Here is a 25,301-nt window from a genome sequence, read left to right on the forward strand (position 1 = left end):
ACGGCGAGCGTGGCAGTTGATTATGACGTCCAGATACGGAGAAAATTCCGGGTATAACTCTGAAATTTGTGACAAACCATAAACCGCCTCAGCAAGAAGGCCGTAAAACCTGCACGCAACCAGGAGCGCACGCTTGAGCACCTCAACGAAAACCATTCTGACCGCCGCCCACTGGGGACCGATGCTGGTCGAAACTGATGGCGAAAATGTTCTGTCGTCCCGCGGGGCACTGCCAACCCAACATCCCAACTCGTTACAGACCGTTGTTCGCGATCAGGTGCATAGCAAAACGCGCGTGCGCTGGCCGATGGTGCGTAAAGGTTTTCTGGCCTCGCCGGACAAGCCGCAGGGAATTCGCGGTCAGGATGAGTTTGTTCGCGTGAGCTGGGATGACGCGCTGGCGCTGATCCACGCCCAGCACAAGCGCATTCGCGACAGTTACGGTCCGTCGTCCATTTTCGCCGGGTCGTACGGCTGGCGTTCTAACGGCGTGCTGCACAAGGCCTCAACGCTGCTGCAGCGCTACATGAGCCTGGCGGGAGGCTATACCGGTCATCTGGGGGATTACTCCACCGGTGCGGCGCAGGCAATCATGCCGTACGTCGTGGGCGGGAACGAAGTGTACCAGCAGCAGACCAGCTGGCCGCTGGTGCTGGCGCATACCGACGTGGTGGTGCTGTGGAGCGCTAACCCCCTCAACACGCTGAAAATTGCCTGGAATGCCAGCGACGAGCAGGGCATTGGGTATTTCGACGCGCTGCGCAAAAGCGGCAAGCGCATCATCTGCATTGACCCTATGCGTTCTGAAACCATGGAGTTCTTCGGCGACAGCGCCGAGTGGATTGCCCCCCATATGGGCACCGACGTGGCGATGATGCTGGGGATCGCCCACACGCTGGTAGAAAACGGCTGGCACGACGTCGAATTCCTGACGCGCTGTACCACCGGATTCGATAAATTCGCCGACTACCTGACGGGCCAATCCGATGGGGTAGCGAAAACGGCAGAGTGGGCGGCAAATATTTGCGGCGTTCCTGCGGAGAAAATCCGCGAACTGGCGGCGTTATTCCATAAAAACACCACAATGTTAATGTCCGGCTGGGGAATGCAGCGCCAGCAGTTTGGCGAGCAAAAACACTGGATGGTGGTGACCCTTGCCGCAATGCTTGGGCAGATCGGCACGCCGGGCGGAGGTTTTGGTCTCTCCTATCACTTTGCGAACGGCGGTAACCCAACGCGTAAAGCGGCGGTGCTGGCATCTCTGCAAGGCTCGGTGCAGGGCGGCGCGGATGCCGTGGATAAAATCCCGGTGGCGCGTATTGTTGAAGCTCTGGAAAACCCCGGTGGTTTTTATCAGCACAACGGTCTGGACCGCCACTTCCCGGATATTAAATTTGTCTGGTGGGCGGGCGGGTCGAACTTCACGCACCATCAGGATACCAATCGCCTGATCCGCGCCTGGCAAAAGCCGGAGCTGGTGGTGATTTCAGAGTGCTTCTGGACCGGCTCGGCCAAACACGCCGACATTGTGCTGCCGGCGACCACCTCGTTTGAGCGTAACGATCTCACCATGACCGGCGACTACAGCAACCAGCATATGGTCCCGATGAAGCGCGTTGTCGCCCCGCGCGATGAGGCGCGTGATGATTTTGACGTGTTTGCTGAATTGAGCGAGCTTTGGGAAGAGGGCGGTCGCGAGCGTTTTACCGAAGGGAAAAGCGATCTGCAATGGCTGGAGACCTTCTACCAGATTGCCGGACAGCGCGGCGCGGCGCAGGGCGTGACGCTGCCGCCCTTTGCTGAGTTCTGGGAGGCGAACCAGATCGTCGAGATGCCGGAGAGCGAGCAGAACGCGAAGTTTGTCCGTTTTGCCGATTTCCGCCGCGACCCGGAGAACCACCCGCTGAAAACCGAGAGCGGGAAGATCGTGATCTACAGCGAGCGCATCGCCAGCTTTGGCTATGCCGACTGCCCGCCGCACCCTAAGTGGCTTGAGCCGGACGAGTGGCACGGCAACGCCCAGCCGGAACAGCTGCAGGTGTTGTCAGCGCATCCCGCGCACCGTCTGCACAGCCAGCTTAACTATACCTCCCTGCGCGCGCAGTATGCGGTCGCCGGGCGAGAGCCGATCACGCTGAATACCCTCGATGCGAAAGCCCGCGGGATTGCGGATGGCGACGTGGTGCGCGTCTGGAACTCGCGCGGGCAGGTGCTGGCAGGGGCGGTGGTGAGCGACGGGATTAAACCGGGCGTGATCTGCATTCATCAGGGCGCATGGCCCGATCTTGAGCCCGCCGAAGGCGGTATCTGTAAAAACGGGGCGGTTAACGTGCTGACCAAAGATCTCCCCAGCTCGAAGCTGGGGAACGGTTGCGCAGGGAATACGGCCCTGGCCTGGGTCGAGAAATATCAGGGACCCGCGCTTACCTTAACGGCGTTTGATCCGCCTGCCAGCTCATGATCCACGTCGGGTGCTGGGTATCATCCTGCCAGGCGCTGTCTTCAATGCGAAAGCCCTGAGCATGGTAGAAATTCACTGCCCGCACATTTTTCTGGTACACCTCCAGGCTTAGGTGCAGGAAGCGCTGTTGAACATGGTTCAGCAGCGCCCGCCCGATGCCTTTCCCGATGCATGACGGTGCGACAAACAGCGCGCCGACAAACTGAGACTGCATCACGCTGATAAATCCGCAAGGTTCGCCGTCCTGTTCCCAGACCCAGGTTTCCGCCGACGGCAGGTAAACGTCCCGCACCATGGCCTCGTTCTCTTTCCAGTAACCCGGCTCGATAAACGGATGCGCTTCCGTGGTGCTTTCAAGCCACAGGCTCAAAAGCGGCGCGGTATTCTCACTTTGCCATTTGCGGATCATGATGGCCTCCCGGATGACAGAAGCAGCCGGTAACGTGGTCGTTGACCAGGCCACAGGCCTGCATAAAGGCGTAGCAGATGGTGGAGCCGACAAACTTAAAGCCGCGTTTTTTCAGGGCCTTCGAGAGGGCATCCGAGGCCGGGGTAGAGGCCGGGATTTCCGCGAGCGAGGCGGCCTGGGTGACCTGCGGATCGTTGTTCACAAACGACCAGACAAAATCTGAGAAAGACTCGCCGTTTTGTTCCATCGCCAGGTAAGCGCGTGCGTTACCGATGATGGCCTGTATCTTACCGCGATGGCGGATGATGCCGGCATCCTGCACCAGTCGTTCCACGTCCTCATCGGTCATAGCGGCGACGGCGACAGGATCGAACTGGTGGAAGGCGTTGCGGTAATTTTCGCGCTTCTTCAACACCGTAATCCACGATAACCCCGCCTGCTGGCCCTCCAGGCAGATCATCTCAAAGAGTTTTTTGCCATCCGTTTGCGGCACGCCCCATTCCCGATCGTGATAGTCGATATAAAGCTGATCCTGGCTTACCCAACCGCAACGTTCCATCCGTCATCTCCCTTATTGATACTGATTTCGCAAAAATTTCATTCTGCCTGGCTTGACGTGTCTACTATAAAGACAATAGTTAATACAGGGCCATATGCTCTTTAAGTTCTTCCTGAATAACGACAAATATCGCCGAATTCGGCTCTCTCTGGGGTCGCGTTGATGATGATAAAAAAAATCAGTGGTCGCCATGCTGCTTCTGGCCTGGTGGGGATTTCTGCCTGCCTGTTTTTTTGTAATACAGCGTCTGCCTGGCAACAGGAATATATCGTTTCAGACGCCCAAAATAATACGGCGGAACGCTATACATGGGACGCGGATCACCAACCGCGTTATGAGGATATTCTGGCTGAGCGTATTCAGTCTTCGCAAAACGCGCCAGGTCTTGCCCTGAATATACCGTCTGGCAGCACGACGGAGGGGGCGATGAGCGTGGGCTGGAATTTTCCGGTTTCAGCGCGTATCACCACCGGTCCGGTAGCGGCGTGGCGGTACGACGGCACGGTTCCCATGATGGTCAACGAGTTTGGTGATAGCGCGTCGACGCAGGCACTCACCGACCCGCTCTGGCATGCCAGCGTCAGCACGCTGGGATGGCGCGTGAATACCCAGTACGGCGATCTCCGTCCCTGGGCGCAGATCAGTTATAACCAGCAGTTTGGTGAAAACCAGTGGAAATCACAGTTTGGCATGCCGCAAACGCCAGCCCCTGCCCAAAACGGTAGCTGGATGGACGTTACCGTGGGAGCTGATATTCCCTTTAATACGCATATGGCGGCCTATGCGTCGCTGGCTCAGGGGGAGCATACCACTACCGGTGAGGAGTTTTTGTATACCCTCGGCGTCAGCGCGAATTTCTAGAGTTGTTACTTTTTTAAACGTTACGATAACATCTCGAATACAACAATCACGGGCTTTACAGCGATAGCGGATACTAACACGCTGTCGCTTTATACCCGGGCCAGGCCATTCATTCCCCATTCCAGGCATTTCATTCCGTTCCGCCTGCATTTCATGCCGTTTTCCCCCAGGCGTATTAAGGTTTTGTTTATCGTTGTCCTCAGCGAACTTCCTTAATTTCTCTTGCAGGACAACTGCCATGAACACATCAACTTATAACCGCACGCGCTGGCTTACGCTCTTTGGCACCATCGTCACCCAGTTTGCGCTGGGGTCGGTCTATACCTGGAGCCTGTTTAACAGCGCACTTTCCGACAAACTCGGCGCACCGGTCAGCCAGGTTGCGTTCTCCTTTGGTCTGCTGAGCCTGGGTCTGGCGATTTCGTCTTCCGTCGCGGGTAAGCTGCAGGAGCGTTTCGGCGTGAAGCGTGTGACCATGGCATCCGGCATTCTGTTGGGTCTGGGCTTTTTCCTGACGGCACATTCCAGCAACCTGATGATGCTGTGGCTGAGCGCCGGCGTGCTGGTGGGGCTGGCCGATGGCGCAGGTTACCTGCTGACCCTGTCGAACTGCGTCAAGTGGTTCCCGGAGCGTAAAGGCTTAATCTCTGCGTTCGCCATCGGCTCCTATGGCCTGGGCAGCCTCGGGTTCAAATTTATCGACTCCCACCTGCTGGCGTCCGTTGGCCTCGAAAAAACCTTTATGATCTGGGGCGCAATCGTGCTGGTGATGATTCTGTTCGGCGCCACGCTGATGACCGATGCGCCGCAGCAGGAGGTCAAATCCGTTAACGGCGTGGTAGAGAACGACTTCACCCTCGCGCAGTCCATGCGTAAACCGCAGTACTGGATGCTGGCGGTGATGTTCCTGACGGCCTGTATGAGCGGTCTGTATGTCATCGGCGTGGCGAAAGATATCGCGCAGGGGATGGTGAAGCTGGATGTGGCCACGGCGGCCAATGCGGTGACCGTGATCTCCATTGCTAACCTCTCCGGCCGCCTGGTGCTCGGCATTCTGTCAGACAAAATTGCCCGCATCCGTGTGATTACGATTGGGCAGGTGGTTTCGCTGGTCGGTATGGCGGCGCTGCTGTTCGCTCCGCTAAATGAAGCAACCTTCTTCGCGGCGATTGCCTGTGTGGCTTTTAACTTCGGCGGCACCATTACCGTCTTCCCGTCACTGGTGAGCGAGTTCTTTGGCCTGAACAATCTGGCGAAAAACTATGGCGTTATCTATCTGGGCTTCGGGATCGGCAGTATCTGCGGCTCGCTGATTGCCTCCCTGTTCGGCGGGTTCTACGTGACCTTCTGTGTGATATTTGCCTTGCTGATTATTTCCCTGGCGCTGTCCACGACCATTCGTCAGCCGCAGCGTGAAGTTTATAAAGAAGCGCATGCATGATTCGACGAAAAGAGGCCGTAAGGCCTCTTTTTTTATCTACGCATCGTTTCCTGACGAGTTATTTTGTAAAAATCTTTATCGATCACATTCTCTGTTGCCACTTTTTTTCCCCGCTGTGGTCTACTTATCGCGCTTGTAGACGTTTCTGATAACGGTTTCTCCCGCACCTACTTACTCTGTCTGCTTTCTCATTGAGATTCGGCGGGTCTTTATACCCCTTTCCCCAGGGTTGTTTGCATGAAATATATTAGGTCTCTTACCCAGCAAAGATTGTGTCTGATGCTGGCTGTCTATATCGGTTTGTTTCTGAATGGCGCGGTGCTGTTCAGAAGAGTGGAAGGCTATTTTGAACACCTCACCGTAAGCAATGGGATTTTCGCCGCGATTGAAGTGTTTGGTTCTGTTCTGGCTACCTTTTTCCTGTTACGCCTGCTCTCTCTCTTTGGCCGACGGACGTGGCAAATTTTGGCCTCGCTGGTGGTGATTATCTCCGCCGCCGCAAGCTATTACATGACCTTTATGAACGTGGTCATTGGCTACGGTATCGTTGCCTCGGTAATGACCACGGATATCGATCTCTCGAAAGAGGTGGTCGGGAAAGGCTTTATCGTCTGGACGATTTTAACCTGTCTGATCCCGCTGTTCTTTATCTGGAACAATACCTGCCGCTATACGCTGTTACGCCAGCTGCGCACGCGTGGGCAGCGGATCCGCAATATCGTCGTCGTCCTGCTGGCCGGTCTGCTGGTGTGGGCGCCTATCCGCCTGATGGAAACGCAGCAAAAACGCGTCGAAAAAGCGACGGGCGTTGATATGCCAAGCTATGGCGGCGTGGTAGCAAACTCCTATTTGCCGTCTAACTGGCTCTCAGCGTTAGGTCTATATGCCTGGGCACAGGCGGATGAATCCGGTGATGTGAAGTCACTGATCAACCCACTGAAAAAATTTAAATACGAACCGCCGACCGACGGACTGGATGATACTTACGTCGTCTTTGTCATCGGTGAAACGACGCGCTGGGATCATATGGGCATTCTCGGCTATGACCGGGATACCACACCAAAGCTGGCGCAGGAGAAGAACCTTGTGGCCTACCGTGGTTACTCCTGCGATACCGCAACGAAGCTCTCGCTGCGCTGTATGTTTGTGCGTGAAGGCGGTGCAAGCGATAACCCGCAACGTACGCTGAAAGAGCAGAATGTGTTTGCCGTGCTGAAGCAGCTTGGGTTTAGCTCTGATCTGTTCGCGATGCAAAGTGAGATGTGGTTCTACACCAACACGCTGGCAGATAACATTGCGTACCGCGAGCAGATTGGTGCCGAGCCGCGTAACCGCGGTAAAAACGTCGACGATATGCTGCTGCTGGAAGAGATGTCGCAGTCCCTCAAGAATCATCCACAGGGCAAGCATCTGGTTATTCTGCATACCAAAGGGTCGCATTACAGCTATTACCAGCGCTACACGCGTGATTTCGCGAAGTGGCAGCCTGAATGCGTGGGTATTAATAAAGACTGTAGCAAGCAGGAGCTGATCAACGCCTATGATAACTCGGTGCTCTATGTGGATACCTTCCTGAGCCGGGTGATTGACCAGCTGCGCGATAAGAAAGCGATTGTGATTTATGCGGCAGACCACGGTGAATCCATCAATGAGAAAGAGCATCTGCACGGTACGCCGCGCAAGCTGGCTCCGCCGGAGCAGTTCCGCGTGCCGATGATCATGTGGATGTCGGATAAGTACCTGGAAAACCCGGAGAAGGCGAAGATGTTTGCTCAGTTGAAGAAAGAGGCGGAGATGAAGGTGCCGCGTCGTCACGTTGAGCTGTACGACACCATTATGGGTTGTCTCGGCTATACCTCACCGGACGGTGGGATTAACGAAAACAACAACTGGTGTAAACTCCCTGATAACACCGTAAAAGCCGCGCAGTAGCTGCTCTGGCGAGAATATCGCCAGTTGATTGTCTTTTTGAAAATAAGGGATTGACGGGGGCGCACCTCAGCAGTAAGATGCGCTCCGCATTCGGCGAGTAGCGCAGCTTGGTAGCGCAACTGGTTTGGGACCAGTGGGTCGGAGGTTCGAATCCTCTCTCGCCGACCACATTCTGAAAAGGGCTAACCGCAAGGTTAGCCCTTTTTGCATTATGACTTTATCCCGTCAGAGTATCCAAAACACCCTTTAGACCTGCTTCTCCCTGCCTGTTAACGATTTTGTGACATAATCCATTGTATTTTTTTATATATAGATTGATCTTTTTTCGCGTTGCTTATGGATAACCTCAGCATTTTTCGCTGTGCGTTTTAACGTTCGCGGTATTTAGTGCTCAGATAATCACCATTCTGCAAGAAAATTTACCCATTCTGAATAAAAGTTAATCACTAATTGTTGCGAAATATGAAGAGAGTTGTGCTGCAAGAGAGCGAGTAGCATAAATTTCCCTGCTGAAAACTGGCACACATAGTTTTTTTAATCTTTGTTTGCGGTTTCTCACACTCAGCGTAAATCCCCGTCACCTGTATTGACGTTTTCACATTCTGTTGACAGATTGTAGGGCATGAGGGGCATTTCAGGGACGATCTGCGCTGCAACTCAAACGCTCTTCTGAAAGGATTCTCCATCCCTTTAAAGCCTTCGGGCATCACCGACCGGACCGGGTAAAAAATAAATAAAGGTCTGGCGGCGTAACACAACAAAGCAAAACATCACATTGGAGCAGAATAATGAGTATTTCCTTGAAGAAGTCAGGGATGCTGAAGCTTGGTCTGAGCCTGGTGGCTATGACCGTGGCAGCAAGCGTACAGGCAAAAACCCTGGTTTACTGTTCTGAAGGCTCGCCGGAAGGCTTTAACCCACAGCTCTTTACCTCTGGTACGACTTACGACGCAAGCTCTGTACCGATCTATAACCGTCTGGTTGAATTCAAAACCGGTACCACGGAAGTGATTCCGGGTCTGGCCGAGAAGTGGGACGTCAGCGAAGACGGCAAAACCTATACCTTCCACCTGCGCCAGGGCGTGAAGTGGCAGGACAGCAAAGAATTCAAACCAACGCGCGACTTTAACGCCGACGACGTTGTGTTCTCCTTCGACCGTCAGAAAAACGCTCAGAACCCGTACCACAAAGTGTCTGGCGGCAGCTATGAATACTTCGAAGGGATGGGGCTGCCTGACCTGATTGCTGAAGTGAAAAAAGTGGACGATAAAACGGTTCAGTTCGTGCTGACTCGCCCGGAAGCGCCATTCCTGGCTGACCTGGCCATGGACTTCGCCTCAATTCTGTCCAAAGAGTACGCGGACAACATGCTGAAAGCCGGTACGCCGGAAAAAGTCGACCTGAACCCAATCGGTACCGGTCCATTCCAGCTGCTGCAGTACCAGAAAGACTCCCGTATTCTGTACAAAGCCTTCGAAGGCTTCTGGGGCACCAAGCCGCAGATCGACCGTCTGGTCTTCTCCATCACGCCTGATGCGTCAGTGCGTTATGCAAAACTGCAGAAAAATGAATGCCAGGTAATGCCGTACCCGAACCCGGCTGATATCGCCCGCATGAAGCAGGACAAGAACATCAACCTGCTGGAGCAGGCTGGCCTGAACGTGGGCTATCTCTCCTTCAACACCGAGAAGAAACCGTTTGATGACGTGAAGGTGCGTCAGGCGTTGACCTACGCAGTGAACAAAGAAGCGATCATCAAGGCCGTTTACCAGGGCGCTGGCGTTGCTGCCAAAAACCTGATCCCACCAACCATGTGGGGCTATAACGACGACGTTAAAGATTACAGCTACGATCCTGAGAAAGCGAAAGCGCTGCTGAAAGAAGCGGGCCAGGATAAAGGCTTTACCGTTGAGCTGTGGGCGATGCCTGTTCAGCGTCCGTACAACCCGAACGCACGCCGTATGGCGGAAATGGTTCAGGCTGACTGGGCTAAGGTTGGCGTTCAGGCCAAGATTGTGACCTACGAGTGGGGCGAGTACCTGAAGCGCGCCAAAGCGGGTGAGCATCAGGCGGTAATGATGGGCTGGACCGGTGACAACGGGGATCCGGACAACTTCTTCGCTACCCTGTTCAGCTGCGCGGCGGCGAAAGACGGTTCTAACTACTCTCGCTGGTGCTACAAGCCGTTTGAAGACCTGATCCAGCCGGCGCGTGCGACCGACGATCACAACAAGCGTATTGAACTGTACAAGCAGGCTCAGGTTGTTATGCACGATCAGGCTCCGGCGCTGATTGTTGCTCACTCCACCGTGTACGAGCCAGTGCGTAAAGAAGTGAAGGGCTACGTGGTTGATCCACTGGGCAAACACCACTTCGAAAACGTATCTGTTGAATAATTAAAAGCAATGCCAGGCGGCGCTGCGCTTGCACTGGCCTACGGTATGTAGGCCGGGTAAGCGTAGCGCCACCCGGCAGCAGTGCTTTATTCCCTCTCTAAAAGGGGAGGGAATAAGATTTGTGAGCAATACAGACGTCACGCCACTGGTCGTGCGTCATCAGAGAGAATCCGGGTTATGTTGCAGTTCATCCTCCGACGTCTGGGACTTGTTATCCCCACGTTTATCGGTATCACCCTTCTCACTTTTGCCTTCGTCCATATGATCCCCGGCGACCCGGTAATGATTATGGCGGGCGAGCGTGGTATTTCCCCTGAGCGCCATGCACAGCTGCTGGCGGAACTCGGTCTCGATAAGCCGATGTGGCAGCAGTACCTCCACTATATCTGGGGCGTGTTGCACGGTGATTTAGGGATTTCGCTGAAAAGCCGTCTTCCGGTGTGGGACGAGTTCGTGCCGCGTTTTAAAGCGACACTGGAGCTTGGTGTCTGCGCCATGATTTTCGCCACTGCGGTGGGTATTCCTGTCGGGGTACTGGCTGCCGTCAAGCGTGGCTCTATATTTGACCATACCGCCGTTGGCCTGGCGCTGACCGGCTACTCCATGCCTATCTTCTGGTGGGGCATGATGCTGATCATGCTGGTATCGGTGCAGCTTAACCTGACACCGGTCTCCGGGCGCGTCAGTGATATGGTCTTCCTGGATGATACCAACCCGCTCACCGGCTTTATGCTGATTGATACGGCTATCTGGGGCGAAGAGGGCAACTTCATTGATGCCGTGGCGCACATGATCCTGCCTGCCATGGTGTTGGGCACCATTCCTCTGGCGGTGATCGTGCGTATGACCCGTTCATCGATGCTGGAAGTGCTGGGTGAAGATTATATCCGCACCGCGCGCGCCAAGGGCCTGACGCGTATGCGCGTCATCATCGTTCACGCGCTGCGTAATGCCATGCTGCCGGTGGTGACCGTTATCGGTCTCCAGGTGGGGACGTTGCTGGCGGGGGCGATCCTGACCGAAACCATCTTCTCCTGGCCGGGTCTTGGACGCTGGCTGATTGATGCGCTGCAACGCCGTGACTATCCGGTTGTGCAGGGCGGTGTACTGCTGGTCGCGACGATGATTATCCTCGTCAACCTGCTGGTCGATTTGCTGTACGGCGTGGTGAACCCGCGTATTCGTCATAAGAAGTAAGGGACCATCATGTCACAAGTCACTCAAAATAAAGTGGTCGCTGCACCGGTTCCTATGACGCCGCTGCAGGAGTTCTGGCACTACTTCAAGCGCAATAAAGGCGCGGTGGTAGGGCTGGTGTATGTCGTAATCATGATCCTGATTGCGGTGTTTGCGAACTTCCTCGCACCGTATAACCCGGCGGACCAGTTCCGCGATGCGCTGCTCGCGCCGCCTGCGTGGCAGGACGGCGGTAGCCTGACGCACCTGCTCGGTACCGATGACGTGGGCCGCGACGTGCTGTCACGTCTGATGTACGGCGCGCGCCTGTCGCTGCTGGTCGGCTGTCTCGTTGTTGTGCTGTCGCTGATCATGGGCGTCGTCCTCGGCCTGGTTGCCGGTTACTTCGGCGGCATCGTTGATAACATCATCATGCGTATCGTCGACATCATGCTGGCGCTGCCAAGCCTGCTGCTGGCGCTGGTGCTGGTGGCGATCTTCGGCCCGTCGATTGGTAACGCCGCGCTGGCGTTGACCTTCGTGGCGCTCCCTCACTACGTGCGTTTAACGCGTGCGGCGGTGCTGGTGGAAGTGAACCGCGATTACGTCACCGCGTCTCGCGTGGCGGGTGCCGGTGCGATGCGCCAGATGTTCGTTAATATCTTCCCTAACTGCCTTGCGCCGCTGATTGTTCAGGCGTCGCTCGGTTTCTCTAACGCCATTCTTGATATGGCCGCTCTTGGCTTCCTGGGCATGGGTGCGCAGCCGCCAACATCGGAGTGGGGCACCATGCTCTCCGACGTGTTGCAGTTCGCACAAAGCGCCTGGTGGGTTGTCACCTTCCCGGGTCTGGCAATCCTGCTGACGGTGCTGGCATTTAACCTGATGGGTGATGGCCTGCGTGATGCGCTTGATCCCAAACTGAAGCAGTAAGAGGCACGAGATGGCGTTATTAAATGTAGATAAATTATCGGTGCACTTCGGCGACGAAGGCACCCCGTTTCGCGCCGTGGACCGCATCAGCTATAGCGTAAATCAGGGCGAAGTGGTTGGCATTGTCGGGGAGTCCGGTTCCGGTAAGTCAGTGAGCTCACTGGCGATCATGGGGCTGATTGATTACCCGGGCCGCGTGATGGCGGAAAACCTGCAGTTCAACGGTCAGGACCTGAAGCGCATTTCTGAGAAACAGCGCCGCCAGCTGGTGGGCGCCGAAGTAGCGATGATTTTCCAGGATCCCATGACCAGCCTGAACCCTTGCTACACCGTTGGTTTCCAGATTATGGAAGCGATTAAGGTGCACCAGGGTGGGAATAAGAAAACCCGTCGCCAGCGCGCAATCGATCTGCTGAACCAGGTGGGTATTCCGGACCCGGCATCGCGTCTGGACGTTTACCCGCATCAGCTCTCCGGTGGGATGAGCCAGCGCGTGATGATCGCGATGGCGATTGCCTGTCGACCAAAACTGCTGATTGCGGATGAACCGACGACGGCGCTGGATGTGACCATTCAGGCGCAAATCATCGAGCTGCTGCTGGAGCTGCAGCAGAAAGAGAATATGGCGCTGGTGCTGATTACGCACGATCTGGCGCTGGTGGCCGAAGCCGCGCACAAAATCATCGTGATGTATGCCGGTCAGGTGGTCGAGACCGGAAATTCACACGATATTTTCCGCGCGCCGCGTCACCCATATACCCAGGCGCTTTTACGCGCGCTGCCGGAGTTTGCCCAGGACAAAGCGCGTCTGGCGTCGCTGCCGGGTGTGGTACCGGGTAAATATGACCGTCCGCAGGGCTGTCTGCTCAATCCGCGCTGTCCGTATGCGACGGACAAATGCCGGGCAGAAGAGCCAGAGCTGAACCAGCTTGCTGACGGTCGTCAGTCGAAATGCCACTACCCACTCGATGATGCCGGGAGGCCAACACTATGAGTACGCAACAGGCCACCACGCAACAGCCGCTGCTGCAGGCCATCGATCTGAAAAAATACTACCCGGTGAAGAAGGGACTGTTTGCCCCTGAACGCCTGGTGAAAGCGCTGGATGGCGTCTCTTTTAACCTCGAACGCGGTAAAACGCTGGCGGTGGTGGGGGAGTCAGGCTGCGGTAAATCCACGCTGGGCCGTCTGCTGACGATGATTGAAGTGCCGACCGGTGGTGAGCTCTATTATCAGGGGCAGGATCTGCTCAAGCACGATCCGCAGGCGCAGAAGCTGCGTCGCCAGAAAATCCAGATTGTGTTCCAGAACCCGTATGGTTCTTTGAACCCGCGTAAAAAAGTCGGGCAGATTCTGGAAGAGCCGCTGCTGATCAACAGTAATCTGAGCAAGGAGCAGCGCCGTGAAAAAGCGCTGGCGATGATGGCGAAGGTCGGCCTCAAAACCGAGCATTACGACCGCTATCCGCACATGTTCTCCGGTGGCCAGCGTCAGCGTATCGCGATCGCCCGCGGGCTGATGCTCGATCCGGACGTGGTGATTGCCGATGAGCCGGTCTCCGCGCTCGACGTATCCGTGCGTGCGCAGGTGCTGAACCTGATGATGGATCTCCAGCAGGAGCTAGGGCTGTCTTACGTGTTCATCTCCCACGACCTGTCGGTGGTGGAGCATATTGCTGATGAAGTGATGGTGATGTACCTGGGGCGCTGCGTGGAGAAGGGGACCAAAGACCAGATCTTTAATAATCCTCGTCACCCGTACACCCAGGCGCTACTGTCTGCGACGCCGCGTCTGAACCCGGACGATCGTCGTGAGCGTATTAAGCTGACGGGGGAACTGCCAAGTCCGCTGAATCCACCTCCGGGATGTGCATTCAACGCCCGCTGCAGTCGCCGCTTTGGCCCGTGCACTCAGCTCCAGCCGCAGCTGAAGGATTATGGCGGCCAGCTGGTTGCCTGCTTCGCGGTCGATCAGGATGAAAATGGCGAGAAGCCACAGGCATAACGAAAAAAACCGGCGCTAAGCCGGTTTTTTTATGTCTGCTTGATTATTTCCGCAGGCGAATCTGGTCGACGGCGTGCTTCTCGCTCTTGGTGAGGATCAGGCTTGCTCGCTCGCGCGTCGGCAGGATGTTCTCTTTGAGGTTCACGTAGTTGATCTCGTTCCACAGCCCCGTGGCCACGTTGACTGCTTCTTCTTCAGAAAGCTGAGCATAGTGGTGGAAATAGGAATCCGGGTCAGTGAACGCCCCTTCGCGGAACTTCAGGAAGCGGTTGATGTACCAGTTTTGCAGCAGGTCTTCCGGCGCATCGACATAAATAGAGAAATCGACGAAATCCGAGACGAATACGTGATGCGGGTCGTGAGGATAGTCCATCCCGCTTTGCAGCACGTTCAGACCTTCCAGAATCAGAATGTCCGGCTGGACCACCGTTTTATCCCCACCCGGGATGCGATCGTAGATCAGGTGTGAATAGACTGGCGCGGTGACGTTTGGGGCACCAGATTTAAGGTCGGAAACGAATTTCACCAGACGGTGCATATCATAAGAAAGCGGGAAGCCCTTCTTCTTCATCAGCCCGCGTTCTTTTAACACCTCGTTCGGGTGCAGGAAGCCGTCGGTGGTGATCAGCTCCACGCTGCGGTGTTCCGGCCAGCGGCTCAACAGCGCCTGCAGGACGCGCGCGGTGGTACTTTTACCCACGGCCACGCTGCCTGCAATACTAATGATATAAGGAATGCGTTGACCGTTCGTCCCGAGAAACTGCTCCAGCACAGCCTGACGGCGCAGGTTCGAGCTGATATAGAAGTTAAGCAAGCGAGAGAGGGGGAGATAAATTTCTGCCACCTCTTCCAGGGACAGATCTTCGTTTATCCCTTTTAACCGTGCGATTTCACCTTCCGTCAGCGTCATAGGGACGGAATCACGCAGGGCAGCCCACTGGCTGCGGTTAAAGTGAAGATAAGGCGTCATTAACGTTTGCTCTTTTTTGCTCATAAGCATGCTTCAGTGAGCCAGCATCACACTGCCGGATCATGGCTCATCACACAGTTAATTTTGGACAATGGGCAGGAGGTTAACACCAGATGACAGGAATAATAAGAAAAAAGATGGAAAGCGCTGCGTAACGCGGAAGCCGTCACGCTACGGTGAATACGGTGCAAATCACGCTGATATGTTGAATATTTGACCTCAAATGACTACTTTTACAGCGCTCGATACGCTGTTCGCATAAAATGTGAGCGAAAGAACGTTTTATGCAAATTTTTAGTTGCATGACCGCGCAGGTATCCATAGAATGCGCGCTACTTGATGCCGACTTAGCTCAGTAGGTAGAGCAACTGACTTGTAATCAGTAGGTCACCAGTTCGATTCCGGTAGTCGGCACCATCAAGTCCGGTGGGGTTCCCGAGCGGCCAAAGGGAGCAGACTGTAAATCTGCCGTCACAGACTTCGAAGGTTCGAATCCTTCCCCCACCACCACTTTCTGGCAGCGTAAATGCCGCCGGAGCTGGTTGGAAAAATTAGCCAGCTCAAACTGAAAAAGAGAGAAATCTCTTTTTTTGTTACAGAAAGAACTGGGTAGCCGAGTTTCAGGATGCGGGCATCGTATAATGGCTATTACCTCAGCCTTCCAAGCTGATGATGCGGGTTCGATTCCCGCTGCCCGCTCCAATACGTGCTGATATGGCTCAGTTGGTAGAGCGCACCCTTGGTAAGGGTGAGGTCCCCAGTTCGACTCTGGGTATCAGCACCACTTCACTTCTCCTTCCCGTTTCTCTCTGTTTCAATTTTACTGTATTCAACAATTCAGGCATTTCGCCTGGTTGATGTGGTGATATCACCGATTTATCCGTGTCTTAGAGGGACAATCGATGTCTAAAGAAAAGTTTGAACGTACAAAACCGCACGTTAACGTCGGTACTATCGGCCACGTTGACCATGGTAAAACAACGCTGACCGCTGCAATCACTACCGTTCTGGCAAAAACCTACGGTGGTTCTGCTCGCGCATTCGACCAGATCGATAACGCGCCAGAAGAAAAAGCTCGTGGTATCACCATCAACACCTCTCACGTTGAGTACGACACCCCGACTCGCCACTACGCACACGTAGACTGCCCAGGCCACGCCGACTATGTTAAAAACATGATCACCGGTGCTGCGCAGATGGACGGCGCGATCCTGGTTGTTGCTGCGACTGACGGCCCAATGCCTCAGACTCGTGAGCACATCCTGCTGGGTCGTCAGGTAGGCGTTCCTTTCATCATCGTGTTCCTGAACAAATGCGACATGGTTGATGACGAAGAGCTGCTGGAACTGGTAGAGATGGAAGTTCGTGAACTGCTGTCTCAGTACGATTTCCCAGGCGACGATACCCCAATCGTTCGTGGTTCTGCTCTGAAAGCGCTGGAAGGCGAAGCTGAGTGGGAAGCGAAAATCATCGAACTGGCTGGCTTCCTGGATTCTTACATCCCAGAACCAGAGCGTGCGATTGACAAGCCATTCCTGCTGCCAATCGAAGACGTATTCTCCATCTCCGGTCGTGGTACCGTTGTTACCGGTCGTGTAGAGCGCGGTATCATCAAAGTTGGCGAAGAAGTTGAAATCGTTGGTATCAAAGAGACTGCGAAGTCTACCTGTACTGGCGTTGAAATGTTCCGCAAACTGCTGGACGAAGGCCGTGCTGGTGAGAACGTTGGTGTTCTGCTGCGTGGTATCAAACGTGAAGAAATCGAACGTGGTCAGGTTCTGGCGAAGCCAGGCTCAATCAAGCCACACACCAAGTTCGAATCTGAAGTGTACATCCTGTCCAAAGACGAAGGCGGCCGTCATACTCCGTTCTTCAAAGGCTACCGTCCACAGTTCTACTTCCGTACAACTGACGTGACCGGTACCATCGAACTGCCAGAAGGCGTTGAGATGGTAATGCCAGGCGACAACATCAAGATGGTTGTGACGCTGATCCACCCAATCGCGATGGACGACGGTCTGCGTTTCGCAATCCGTGAAGGCGGCCGTACCGTTGGCGCGGGCGTGGTTGCTAAAGTTCTCAGCTAATCGCTGATAACATTTGACGCAATGCGCATGAAAAGGGCATCATTTGATGCCCTTTTTGCACGCTTTCACATCAGAACCTGGCTCATCAGTGATTATTTTTGTCATAATCATTGCTGAGACAGGCTCTGCAGAGAGCGTATAATCCATAAAGGGATTATTTCGATTTGGCTCGCCTCGCAATCGCGGGGTGAAATTATTTGTAGAATTCTTCTGACAGGTTGGTTTATGAGTGCGAATACCGAAGCTCAAGGGAGCGGGCGCGGCCTGGAAGCGATGAAGTGGGTCGCTGTTGCCGTGCTGCTGATTGTGGCAATCGTTGGCAACTATCTTTATCGTGACATGATGCTGCCGCTCCGCGCGCTGGCAGTGGTGATTCTGATTGCTGCAGCGGGCGGTGTCGCGCTGTTAACGACTAAAGGTAAAGCAACCGTTGCTTTTGCACGTGAAGCGCGTACCGAAGTCCGCAAGGTCATTTGGCCGACTCGCCAGGAAACATTGCACACCACGCTGATCGTAGCGGCGGTTACCGCTGTAATGTCACTGATCCTGTGGGGACTGGATGGTATTCTGGTTCGCCTGGTTTCCTTTATTACTGGCCTGAGGTTCTAAGATGTCTGAAGCCCCTAAAAAGCGTTGGTACGTCGTTCAGGCGTTTTCCGGTTTTGAAGGCCGCGTAGCAACGTCGCTGCGTGAGCATATCAAATTACACAACATGGAAGAGTTATTTGGCGAAGTTATGGTTCCGACCGAAGAAGTGGTTGAGATCCGTGGCGGCCAACGTCGCAAAAGCGAGCGTAAATTCTTCCCGGGTTACGTGCTGGTTCAGATGGTGATGAACGACGCGAGCTGGCACCTGGTGCGCAGCGTACCGCGCGTGATGGGCTTTATCGGCGGCACGTCTGACCGTCCGGCGCCAATCAGCGACAAAGAAGTTGATGCGATTATGAACCGCCTGCAGCAGGTGGGTGATAAGCCGCGTCCTAAAACGCTGTTTGAACCGGGTGAAATGGTTCGTGTTAGCGACGGTCCGTTTGCTGACTTTAACGGCGTCGTTGAAGAAGTGGACTACGAGAAGTCCCGCCTGAAAGTTTCTGTTTCTATCTTCGGTCGTGCGACCCCGGTAGAACTGGACTTTGCGCAGGTCGAAAAAGCCTAAGCAGCGATCAAAAAAGCGGCGATTTAATCGTTGCACAGGGCGCGAGATTGGAATACAATTTCGCGCCTTTTGTTTTTATGGGCCCCGGCCCGTAAAACGAATTTTATTCACGGGGAGCCTTCCTGAGGCGCTATTACCCAATCAGAGGATTTTAGAATGGCTAAGAAAGTACAAGCCTACGTCAAGCTGCAGGTTGCAGCTGGTATGGCGAACCCAAGTCCACCAGTTGGTCCAGCTCTGGGTCAGCAGGGTGTGAACATCATGGAATTCTGTAAAGCGTTCAACGCCAAAACCGAATCCCTGGAAAAAGGTCTGCCAATCCCAGTCGTAATCACTGTTTACGCTGACCGTTCTTTCACTTTCGTTACCAAAACCCCTCCAGCAGCAGTTCTGCTGAAGAAAGCGGCTGGTATCAAGTCTGGTTCCGGTAAACCGAACAAAGACAAAGTGGGTAAAATTTCCCGCGCTCAGCTGCAGGAAATCGCGCAGACCAAAGCTGCCGACATGACTGGTGCCGACATTGAAGCGATGACTCGCTCAATCGAAGGTACTGCACGTTCCATGGGCCTGGTAGTGGAGGACTAAGAAATGGCTAAACTGACCAAGCGCATGTCCGTGATCCGTGACAAAGTTGATGCGACCAAACAGTACGACATCAACGAAGCTATCGCTCTGCTGAAAGAACTGGCAACTGCTAAGTTCGTTGAAAGCGTTGACGTTGCCGTTAACCTCGGCATCGACGCTCGTAAATCCGATCAGAACGTTCGTGGCGCAACTGTACTGCCACACGGTACTGGCCGTTCCGTTCGCGTAGCTGTATTTGCTCAGGGTGCAAACGCTGAAGCTGCTAAAGCTGCCGGCGCTGAACTGGTAGGTATGGAAGATCTGGCTGATCAGATCAAGAAAGGCGAAATGAACTTTGACGTTGTTATTGCTTCTCCAGATGCAATGCGCGTTGTTGGCCAGCTGGGCCAGGTTCTGGGTCCACGCGGCCTGATGCCAAACCCGAAAGTGGGTACTGTAACCCCTAACGTTGCTGAAGCTGTTAAGAACGCTAAAGCAGGTCAGGTTCGTTATCGTAACGACAAAAACGGCATCATCCACACCACCATCGGTAAAGTGGACTTTGACGCTGACAAACTGAAAGAAAACCTGGAATCTCTGCTGGTTGCGCTGAAAAAAGCAAAACCAACTCAGGCGAAAGGCGTGTACATCAAGAAAGTTAGCATCTCCACCACCATGGGTGCAGGTGTTGCAGTTGACCAGGCTGGCCTGAGCGCTGCTGCAAACTAATGCCTTTACGTGGGCGGTGATTTTGTCTACAATCTTACCCCCCACGTTTGCTAACGAAAGTTAGCGGCTAAAAGATTTGTTCGTTGGAGCCTGGCCTAATCCAGGCCTCCGTCGAAGACCGCAGGTGTTTCGCAAGAGACTTAATCCCCTGCGTAGACGGTGACAGAACGCTAAGATTATTTTTGGATACTCTGGCTTGTTTCTGCTCACCGTATTAAGACGCTCTTTCCGTTGGGAAGAGTGAAGTGAGTTCCGGAACATGAGTTCCGGCAAACATCCAGGAGCAAAGCTAATGGCTTTAAATCTTCAAGACAAACAAGCGATTGTTGCTGAAGTCAGCGAAGTAGCCAAAGGCGCGCTGTCTGCAGTAGTTGCGGATTCCCGTGGCGTTACTGTAGACAAAATGACTGAACTGCGTAAAGCAGGTCGTGAAGCTGGCGTATACATGCGTGTTGTTCGTAACACCCTGCTGCGTCGCGTAGTTGAAGGTACTCAGTTCGAGTGCCTGAAAGACACGTTTGTTGGTCCGACCCTGATTGCATACTCTATGGAACACCCGGGCGCTGCTGCTCGTCTGTTCAAAGAGTTCGCGAAAGCGAATGCAAAATTTGAGGTCAAAGCTGCAGCCTTTGAAGGTGAGTTGATCACGGCATCGAACATCGATCGCCTGGCAACCCTGCCGACCTACGAAGAAGCAATTGCACGCCTGATGGCAACCATGAAAGAAGCTTCGGCTGGCAAACTGGTTCGCACTCTGGCTGCTGTTCGCGATGCGAAAGAAGCTGCTTAATCGCGGTTATCTTTATAAAGCATTTGCTTACGTATAAACTTATTCTGATTTTCAGGAACAATTTAAATGTCTATCACTAAAGATCAAATCATTGAAGCAGTTGCAGCTATGTCCGTAATGGACGTTGTAGAACTGATTTCTGCAATGGAAGAAAAATTCGGTGTTTCTGCTGCTGCTGCTGTAGCTGTAGCTGCGGGCCCGGCTGAAGCTGCTGAAGAAAAAACTGAATTCGACGTAATTCTGAAAGCTGCTGGCGCTAACAAAGTTGCTGTTATCAAAGCAGTACGTGGCGCAACTGGCCTGGGTCTGAAAGAAGCTAAAGACCTGGTAGAATCTGCTCCAGCTGCGCTGAAAGAAGGCGTGAGCAAAGACGACGCAGAAGCACTGAAAAAATCTCTGGAAGAAGCTGGCGCTGAAGTTGAAGTTAAATAAGCCAACTTTTCTGGTTGCAGCCTGAGTAATTAGGCTGATGGCTGGTGACTTTTTAGTCACCAGCCTTTTTGCGCTGTAAGGCATCAGTAGCATTTCACACTGTTTGACTGCTGGTTGTCCTGACAATGCATGTTTCTATCGACGACTTAATATATTGCGACAGGGTGCTCGCTCTGTGTAAATCGCGACGAAATGATTTAAGCGTGATAGCAACAGGTATTGCGGAAAGTATTCAATTTTCCGGTCCACAAAATGGTGTTGCACAAACTGTCCCTTCGTCGGACAGATGGGTCGACTTGTCAGCGAGCTGAGGAACCCTATGGTTTACTCCTATACCGAGAAAAAACGTATTCGTAAGGATTTTGGTAAACGTCCACAAGTTCTGGACATTCCATATCTCCTTTCTATCCAGCTTGACTCGTTCCAGAAGTTTATCGAGCAAGATCCTGAAGGGCAGTACGGTCTGGAAGCAGCCTTCCGCTCCGTGTTCCCGATTCAGAGCTACAGCGGTAACTCCGAGCTGCAGTACGTCAGCTACCGCCTTGGCGAACCGGTGTTTGACGTTCAGGAATGTCAGATCCGTGGCGTGACCTATTCCGCACCGCTGCGCGTAAAACTGCGTCTGGTGATCTACGAGCGCGAAGCGCCGGAAGGCACCGTAAAAGACATTAAAGAACAAGAAGTCTACATGGGTGAAATTCCACTCATGACAGACAACGGTACTTTCGTTATCAACGGTACTGAGCGTGTTATCGTTTCCCAGCTGCATCGTAGCCCGGGCGTCTTCTTCGACAGCGATAAAGGTAAAACACACTCTTCCGGTAAAGTACTGTATAACGCACGCATCATTCCTTACCGTGGTTCATGGCTGGACTTCGAGTTCGATCCGAAAGACAACCTGTTTGTCCGTATCGACCGTCGTCGTAAGCTGCCTGCAACCATCATTCTGCGTGCGCTGCAATACACCACTGAACAGATCCTGGACCTGTTCTTTGAGAAAGTGATCTTTGAAATCCGCGACAACAAGCTGCAGATGGAGCTGGTGCCGGAACGTCTGCGTGGTGAGACCGCGTCGTTCGACATCGAAGCCGACGGCAAAGTGTATGTGGAAAAAGGTCGCCGTATCACCGCGCGCCACATCCGCCAGCTGGAAAAAGATGATATCAAACTCATCGAAGTTCCGGTTGAGTACATTGCAGGAAAAGTAGCCGCGAAAGATTACGTTGACGAGTCAACGGGTGAGCTGATCTGCCCAGCGAACATGGAGCTGAGCCTGGATCTGCTGGCTAAGCTGAGCCAGTCTGGCCACAAACGTATCGAAACGCTGTTCACCAACGATCTGGACCACGGCGCGTATATCTCTGAGACTATTCGCGTCGACCCAACTACCGATCGTCTGAGCGCGCTGGTAGAAATCTACCGCATGATGCGTCCTGGTGAGCCACCAACTCGCGAAGCGGCGGAAAGCCTGTTCGAGAACCTGTTCTTCTCCGAAGACCGCTACGATCTGTCCGCGGTTGGTCGTATGAAGTTCAACCGTTCTCTGCTGCGCGACGAAATCGAAGGTTCCGGTATCCTGAGCAAAGACGACATCATCGAAGTGATGAAGAAGCTCATCGATATCCGTAACGGTAAAGGCGAAGTGGACGATATCGACCACCTCGGCAACCGTCGTATCCGTTCCGTAGGCGAAATGGCGGAAAACCAATTCCGCGTTGGCCTGGTACGTGTAGAGCGTGCGGTGAAAGAGCGTCTGTCTCTGGGCGATCTGGATACCCTGATGCCTCAGGATATGATCAACGCCAAGCCGATTTCTGCAGCAGTGAAAGAGTTCTTCGGTTCAAGCCAGCTGTCTCAGTTCATGGACCAGAACAACCCGCTGTCTGAGATTACGCACAAACGTCGTATCTCTGCACTCGGCCCAGGCGGTCTGACCCGTGAACGCGCAGGCTTTGAAGTTCGAGACGTACACCCGACGCACTACGGTCGCGTATGTCCAATCGAAACGCCTGAAGGTCCAAACATCGGTCTGATCAACTCCCTGTCCGTGTACGCACAGACTAACGAATACGGTTTCCTCGAGACCCCGTACCGTAAAGTGACTGACGGTGTTGTAACCGACGAAATTCACTACCTGTCTGCTATCGAAGAAGGCAACTACGTTATCGCTCAGGCGAACTCCAACCTGGATGACGAAGGCCACTTTGTAGAAGATCTGGTTACCTGCCGTAGCAAAGGCGAATCAAGCCTGTTCAGCCGCGACCAGGTTGACTACATGGACGTATCCACCCAGCAGGTGGTATCCGTCGGTGCGTCCCTGATCCCGTTCCTGGAACACGATGACGCCAACCGTGCATTGATGGGTGCGAACATGCAACGTCAGGCCGTTCCAACTCTGCGCGCTGATAAGCCGCTGGTTGGTACCGGTATGGAACGTGCTGTTGCCGTTGACTCCGGTGTTACTGCGGTTGCTAAACGTGGCGGTACTGTTCAGTACGTCGACGCATCCCGTATCGTTATCAAAGTTAACGAAGACGAGATGTATCCTGGCGAAGCAGGTATCGACATTTATAACCTGACCAAATACACCCGTTCTAACCAGAACACCTGTATCAACCAGATGCCTTGCGTATCTCTGGGTGAGCCAGTTGAGCGCGGCGACGTGCTGGCAGATGGTCCGTCCACCGACCTCGGTGAACTGGCGCTCGGTCAGAACATGCGTGTAGCGTTCATGCCATGGAACGGTTACAACTTCGAAGACTCCATCCTCGTCTCCGAGCGTGTGGTTCAGGAAGATCGTTTCACCACCATCCACATTCAGGAACTGGCATGTGTGTCCCGTGACACCAAGCTGGGGCCAGAAGAGATCACCGCTGACATCCCTAACGTGGGTGAAGCTGCGCTCTCCAAACTGGATGAATCCGGTATCGTTTACATCGGTGCGGAAGTGACCGGCGGCGACATTCTGGTTGGTAAGGTTACGCCTAAAGGTGAAACGCAGCTGACGCCAGAAGAGAAACTGCTGCGTGCAATCTTCGGTGAGAAAGCGTCTGACGTTAAAGACTCTTCTCTGCGCGTACCAAACGGTGTTTCCGGTACGGTTATCGATGTTCAGGTCTTCACCCGTGACGGCGTTGAGAAAGATAAGCGTGCGCTGGAAATCGAAGAGATGCAGCTCAAACAGGCTAAGAAAGACCTGTCTGAAGAACTGCAGATCCTCGAAGCGGGTCTGTTCAGCCGTATCTATGCGGTGCTGGTTGCCGGTGGCGTTGAAGCTGAGAAGCTCGACAAACTGCCACGCGATCGCTGGCTGGAACTGGGCCTGACCGACGAAGAGAAACAAAATCAGCTGGAACAGCTGGCTGAGCAGTATGACGAACTGAAACACGAGTTCGAGAAAAAACTCGAAGCGAAACGCCGCAAAATCACTCAGGGCGACGATCTGGCACCAGGCGTGCTGAAGATTGTTAAGGTGTATCTGGCCGTTAAACGTCAGATCCAGCCTGGTGATAAGATGGCAGGTCGTCACGGTAACAAGGGTGTTATCTCTAAGATCAACCCGATCGAAGATATGCCGCACGATGCTAACGGTACGCCGGTAGATATCGTACTGAACCCGCTGGGCGTACCGTCTCGTATGAACATCGGTCAGATCCTGGAAACTCACCTGGGTATGGCTGCGAAAGGTATCGGCGACAAGATTAACGCCATGCTGAAGCAGCAGGAAGAAGTCGCGAAACTGCGCGAATTCATCCAGCGTGCCTACGATCTGGGTACCGACGTGCGTCAGAAAGTCGACCTGAATACCTTCAGCGATGAAGAAGTGCTGCGCCTGGCTGAGAACCTGAAAAAAGGTATGCCAATCGCAACGCCGGTCTTCGATGGTGCGAAAGAAGCTGAAATTAAAGAGCTGCTGCAACTGGGTGGTCTACCAACGTCTGGTCAGATTACGCTGTTTGACGGCCGTACCGGTGAACAGTTCGAGCGTCCGGTAACCGTAGGTTACATGTACATGCTGAAACTGAACCACCTGGTCGACGACAAGATGCACGCTCGTTCTACCGGTTCTTACAGCCTGGTTACTCAGCAGCCGCTGGGTGGTAAGGCACAGTTCGGTGGTCAGCGCTTCGGGGAGATGGAAGTGTGGGCGCTGGAAGCATACGGCGCGGCATACACCCTGCAGGAAATGCTCACCGTTAAGTCTGATGACGTGAACGGTCGTACCAAGATGTATAAAAACATCGTGGACGGCAACCATCAGATGGAACCGGGCATGCCAGAATCCTTCAACGTACTGTTGAAAGAGATTCGTTCGCTGGGTATCAACATCGAACTGGAAGACGAGTAATTCTCGCTCAAACAGGTCACTGGTGCCGGGTTAACCCCCGGCACCAGATTGTG

General features: G+C 53.9%; 20 protein-coding genes and 5 tRNA genes. 22 read left to right on the forward strand and 3 right to left on the reverse strand.

What is annotated here, in order from left to right; all coding sequences use genetic code 11:
- The first annotated feature begins 181 nt into the window (after positions 1-181).
- Positions 182-2,461 carry a molybdopterin guanine dinucleotide-containing S/N-oxide reductase gene (locus V1566_RS03820; protein WP_395305951.1) on the forward strand — a complete coding sequence of 760 codons (2,280 nt, stop codon included), beginning with the start codon at positions 182-184 and terminating at the stop codon, positions 2,459-2,461.
- Here the strand turns inward: V1566_RS03820 and V1566_RS03825 are convergent.
- Both V1566_RS03825 and tag read right to left on the reverse strand, forming a co-directional pair.
- Positions 2,424-2,870 carry an N-acetyltransferase gene (locus tag V1566_RS03825; RefSeq protein ID WP_395305114.1) on the reverse strand — a complete coding sequence of 149 codons (447 nt, stop codon included), beginning with the start codon at positions 2,868-2,870 and terminating at the stop codon, positions 2,424-2,426. The two genes, V1566_RS03820 and V1566_RS03825, sit on opposite strands and share 38 nt — an antisense overlap.
- Positions 2,848-3,429: a DNA-3-methyladenine glycosylase I gene (gene tag, locus V1566_RS03830; protein WP_395305115.1), complete on the reverse strand. Its 582-nt coding sequence runs from the start codon at positions 3,427-3,429 to the stop codon at positions 2,848-2,850. Before tag ends, V1566_RS03825 begins: the two co-directional genes overlap by 23 nt.
- Before the next feature lie 162 nt (positions 3,430-3,591).
- Between tag and V1566_RS03835 the strand changes: the two genes are divergently transcribed.
- The 9 genes from V1566_RS03835 (at position 3,592) to dppF (ending at position 14,172) form a co-directional block, all read left to right on the forward strand.
- A complete protein-coding gene (locus V1566_RS03835) occupies positions 3,592-4,290 on the forward strand; it encodes an autotransporter domain-containing protein (protein ID WP_395305116.1) in 699 nt (232 codons plus the stop codon).
- 238 nt (positions 4,291-4,528) lie between these two features.
- Positions 4,529-5,731, forward strand: a complete 1,203-nt coding sequence (locus tag V1566_RS03840) for an MFS transporter (protein WP_395305117.1) — start codon at positions 4,529-4,531, stop codon at positions 5,729-5,731.
- A gap of 237 nt (positions 5,732-5,968) precedes the next feature.
- A complete protein-coding gene (gene eptB, locus V1566_RS03845) occupies positions 5,969-7,663 on the forward strand; it encodes a kdo(2)-lipid A phosphoethanolamine 7''-transferase (RefSeq protein ID WP_395305118.1) in 1,695 nt (564 codons plus the stop codon).
- A gap of 91 nt (positions 7,664-7,754) precedes the next feature.
- Positions 7,755-7,831, forward strand: a tRNA-Pro gene (locus tag V1566_RS03850).
- Between the two features lie 620 nt (positions 7,832-8,451).
- Entirely contained in the window at positions 8,452-10,059 is a 1,608-nt protein-coding gene (gene dppA, locus V1566_RS03855) for a dipeptide ABC transporter periplasmic-binding protein DppA (RefSeq protein ID WP_395305119.1), read from the forward strand.
- A 177-nt stretch (positions 10,060-10,236) separates the two neighbouring features.
- Positions 10,237-11,256 (forward strand): dipeptide ABC transporter permease DppB, encoded by a 1,020-nt coding sequence (gene dppB / locus V1566_RS03860; protein WP_014882057.1) that lies wholly within the window; start codon positions 10,237-10,239, stop codon positions 11,254-11,256.
- A gap of 9 nt (positions 11,257-11,265) precedes the next feature.
- Positions 11,266-12,168: a dipeptide ABC transporter permease DppC gene (gene dppC, locus V1566_RS03865; RefSeq protein ID WP_395305120.1), complete on the forward strand. Its 903-nt coding sequence runs from the start codon at positions 11,266-11,268 to the stop codon at positions 12,166-12,168.
- 10 nt (positions 12,169-12,178) lie between these two features.
- The gene (gene dppD, locus V1566_RS03870) at positions 12,179-13,162 is read left to right on the forward strand and encodes a dipeptide ABC transporter ATP-binding protein (RefSeq protein WP_008502772.1); all 984 of its coding nucleotides are present in this window, start codon (positions 12,179-12,181) and stop codon (positions 13,160-13,162) included.
- Positions 13,159-14,172 carry a dipeptide ABC transporter ATP-binding subunit DppF gene (gene dppF / locus V1566_RS03875; protein WP_023309965.1) on the forward strand — a complete coding sequence of 338 codons (1,014 nt, stop codon included), beginning with the start codon at positions 13,159-13,161 and terminating at the stop codon, positions 14,170-14,172. The genes dppD and dppF overlap by 4 nt, the downstream gene beginning before the upstream one ends.
- Positions 14,173-14,215: 43 nt before the next feature.
- On the opposite strand, the gene coaA is transcribed toward dppF, so the two are convergent.
- Positions 14,216-15,166, reverse strand: coding sequence for a type I pantothenate kinase (gene coaA, locus V1566_RS03880; RefSeq protein WP_213330626.1), 951 nt, complete (start codon positions 15,164-15,166; stop codon positions 14,216-14,218).
- Between the two features lie 317 nt (positions 15,167-15,483).
- Here coaA and V1566_RS03885 point away from each other — a divergent pair.
- From V1566_RS03885 to rpoB, 12 genes are all read left to right on the forward strand, one after another.
- Positions 15,484-15,559, forward strand: a tRNA-Thr gene (locus tag V1566_RS03885).
- Between the two features lie 8 nt (positions 15,560-15,567).
- Positions 15,568-15,652, forward strand: a tRNA-Tyr gene (locus V1566_RS03890).
- Between the two features lie 117 nt (positions 15,653-15,769).
- Positions 15,770-15,844, forward strand: a tRNA-Gly gene (locus V1566_RS03895).
- Between the two features lie 6 nt (positions 15,845-15,850).
- A tRNA-Thr gene (locus V1566_RS03900) sits at positions 15,851-15,926 on the forward strand.
- 118 nt (positions 15,927-16,044) lie between these two features.
- A complete protein-coding gene (gene tuf / locus V1566_RS03905) occupies positions 16,045-17,229 on the forward strand; it encodes an elongation factor Tu (RefSeq protein WP_320387395.1) in 1,185 nt (394 codons plus the stop codon).
- Positions 17,230-17,454: 225 nt separating this feature from the next.
- Positions 17,455-17,838: a preprotein translocase subunit SecE gene (secE, locus tag V1566_RS03910; RefSeq protein WP_014068449.1), complete on the forward strand. Its 384-nt coding sequence runs from the start codon at positions 17,455-17,457 to the stop codon at positions 17,836-17,838.
- Between the two features lies 1 nt (position 17,839).
- Positions 17,840-18,385, forward strand: a complete 546-nt coding sequence (nusG, locus tag V1566_RS03915) for a transcription termination/antitermination protein NusG (RefSeq protein ID WP_002438628.1) — start codon at positions 17,840-17,842, stop codon at positions 18,383-18,385.
- A 156-nt stretch (positions 18,386-18,541) separates the two neighbouring features.
- On the forward strand, positions 18,542-18,970 hold the full coding sequence (gene rplK, locus V1566_RS03920) for a 50S ribosomal protein L11 (protein WP_008503452.1): 429 nt from the start codon (positions 18,542-18,544) through the stop codon (positions 18,968-18,970).
- 3 nt (positions 18,971-18,973) lie between these two features.
- The gene (gene rplA, locus V1566_RS03925; protein ID WP_006176745.1) at positions 18,974-19,678 is read left to right on the forward strand and encodes a 50S ribosomal protein L1; all 705 of its coding nucleotides are present in this window, start codon (positions 18,974-18,976) and stop codon (positions 19,676-19,678) included.
- A gap of 292 nt (positions 19,679-19,970) precedes the next feature.
- A complete protein-coding gene (gene rplJ, locus V1566_RS03930; protein WP_005132895.1) occupies positions 19,971-20,468 on the forward strand; it encodes a 50S ribosomal protein L10 in 498 nt (165 codons plus the stop codon).
- 66 nt (positions 20,469-20,534) lie between these two features.
- Positions 20,535-20,900, forward strand: a complete 366-nt coding sequence (gene rplL / locus V1566_RS03935; protein WP_006176746.1) for a 50S ribosomal protein L7/L12 — start codon at positions 20,535-20,537, stop codon at positions 20,898-20,900.
- 319 nt (positions 20,901-21,219) lie between these two features.
- On the forward strand, positions 21,220-25,248 hold the full coding sequence (gene rpoB / locus V1566_RS03940; protein ID WP_023334099.1) for a DNA-directed RNA polymerase subunit beta: 4,029 nt from the start codon (positions 21,220-21,222) through the stop codon (positions 25,246-25,248).
- The last annotated feature ends 53 nt before the right edge of the window (positions 25,249-25,301 follow it).

It is taken from the genome of Enterobacter sp. ECC-019 (genome assembly GCF_043974075.1).
Lineage (GTDB): Bacteria > Pseudomonadota > Gammaproteobacteria > Enterobacterales > Enterobacteriaceae > Enterobacter > Enterobacter asburiae_D.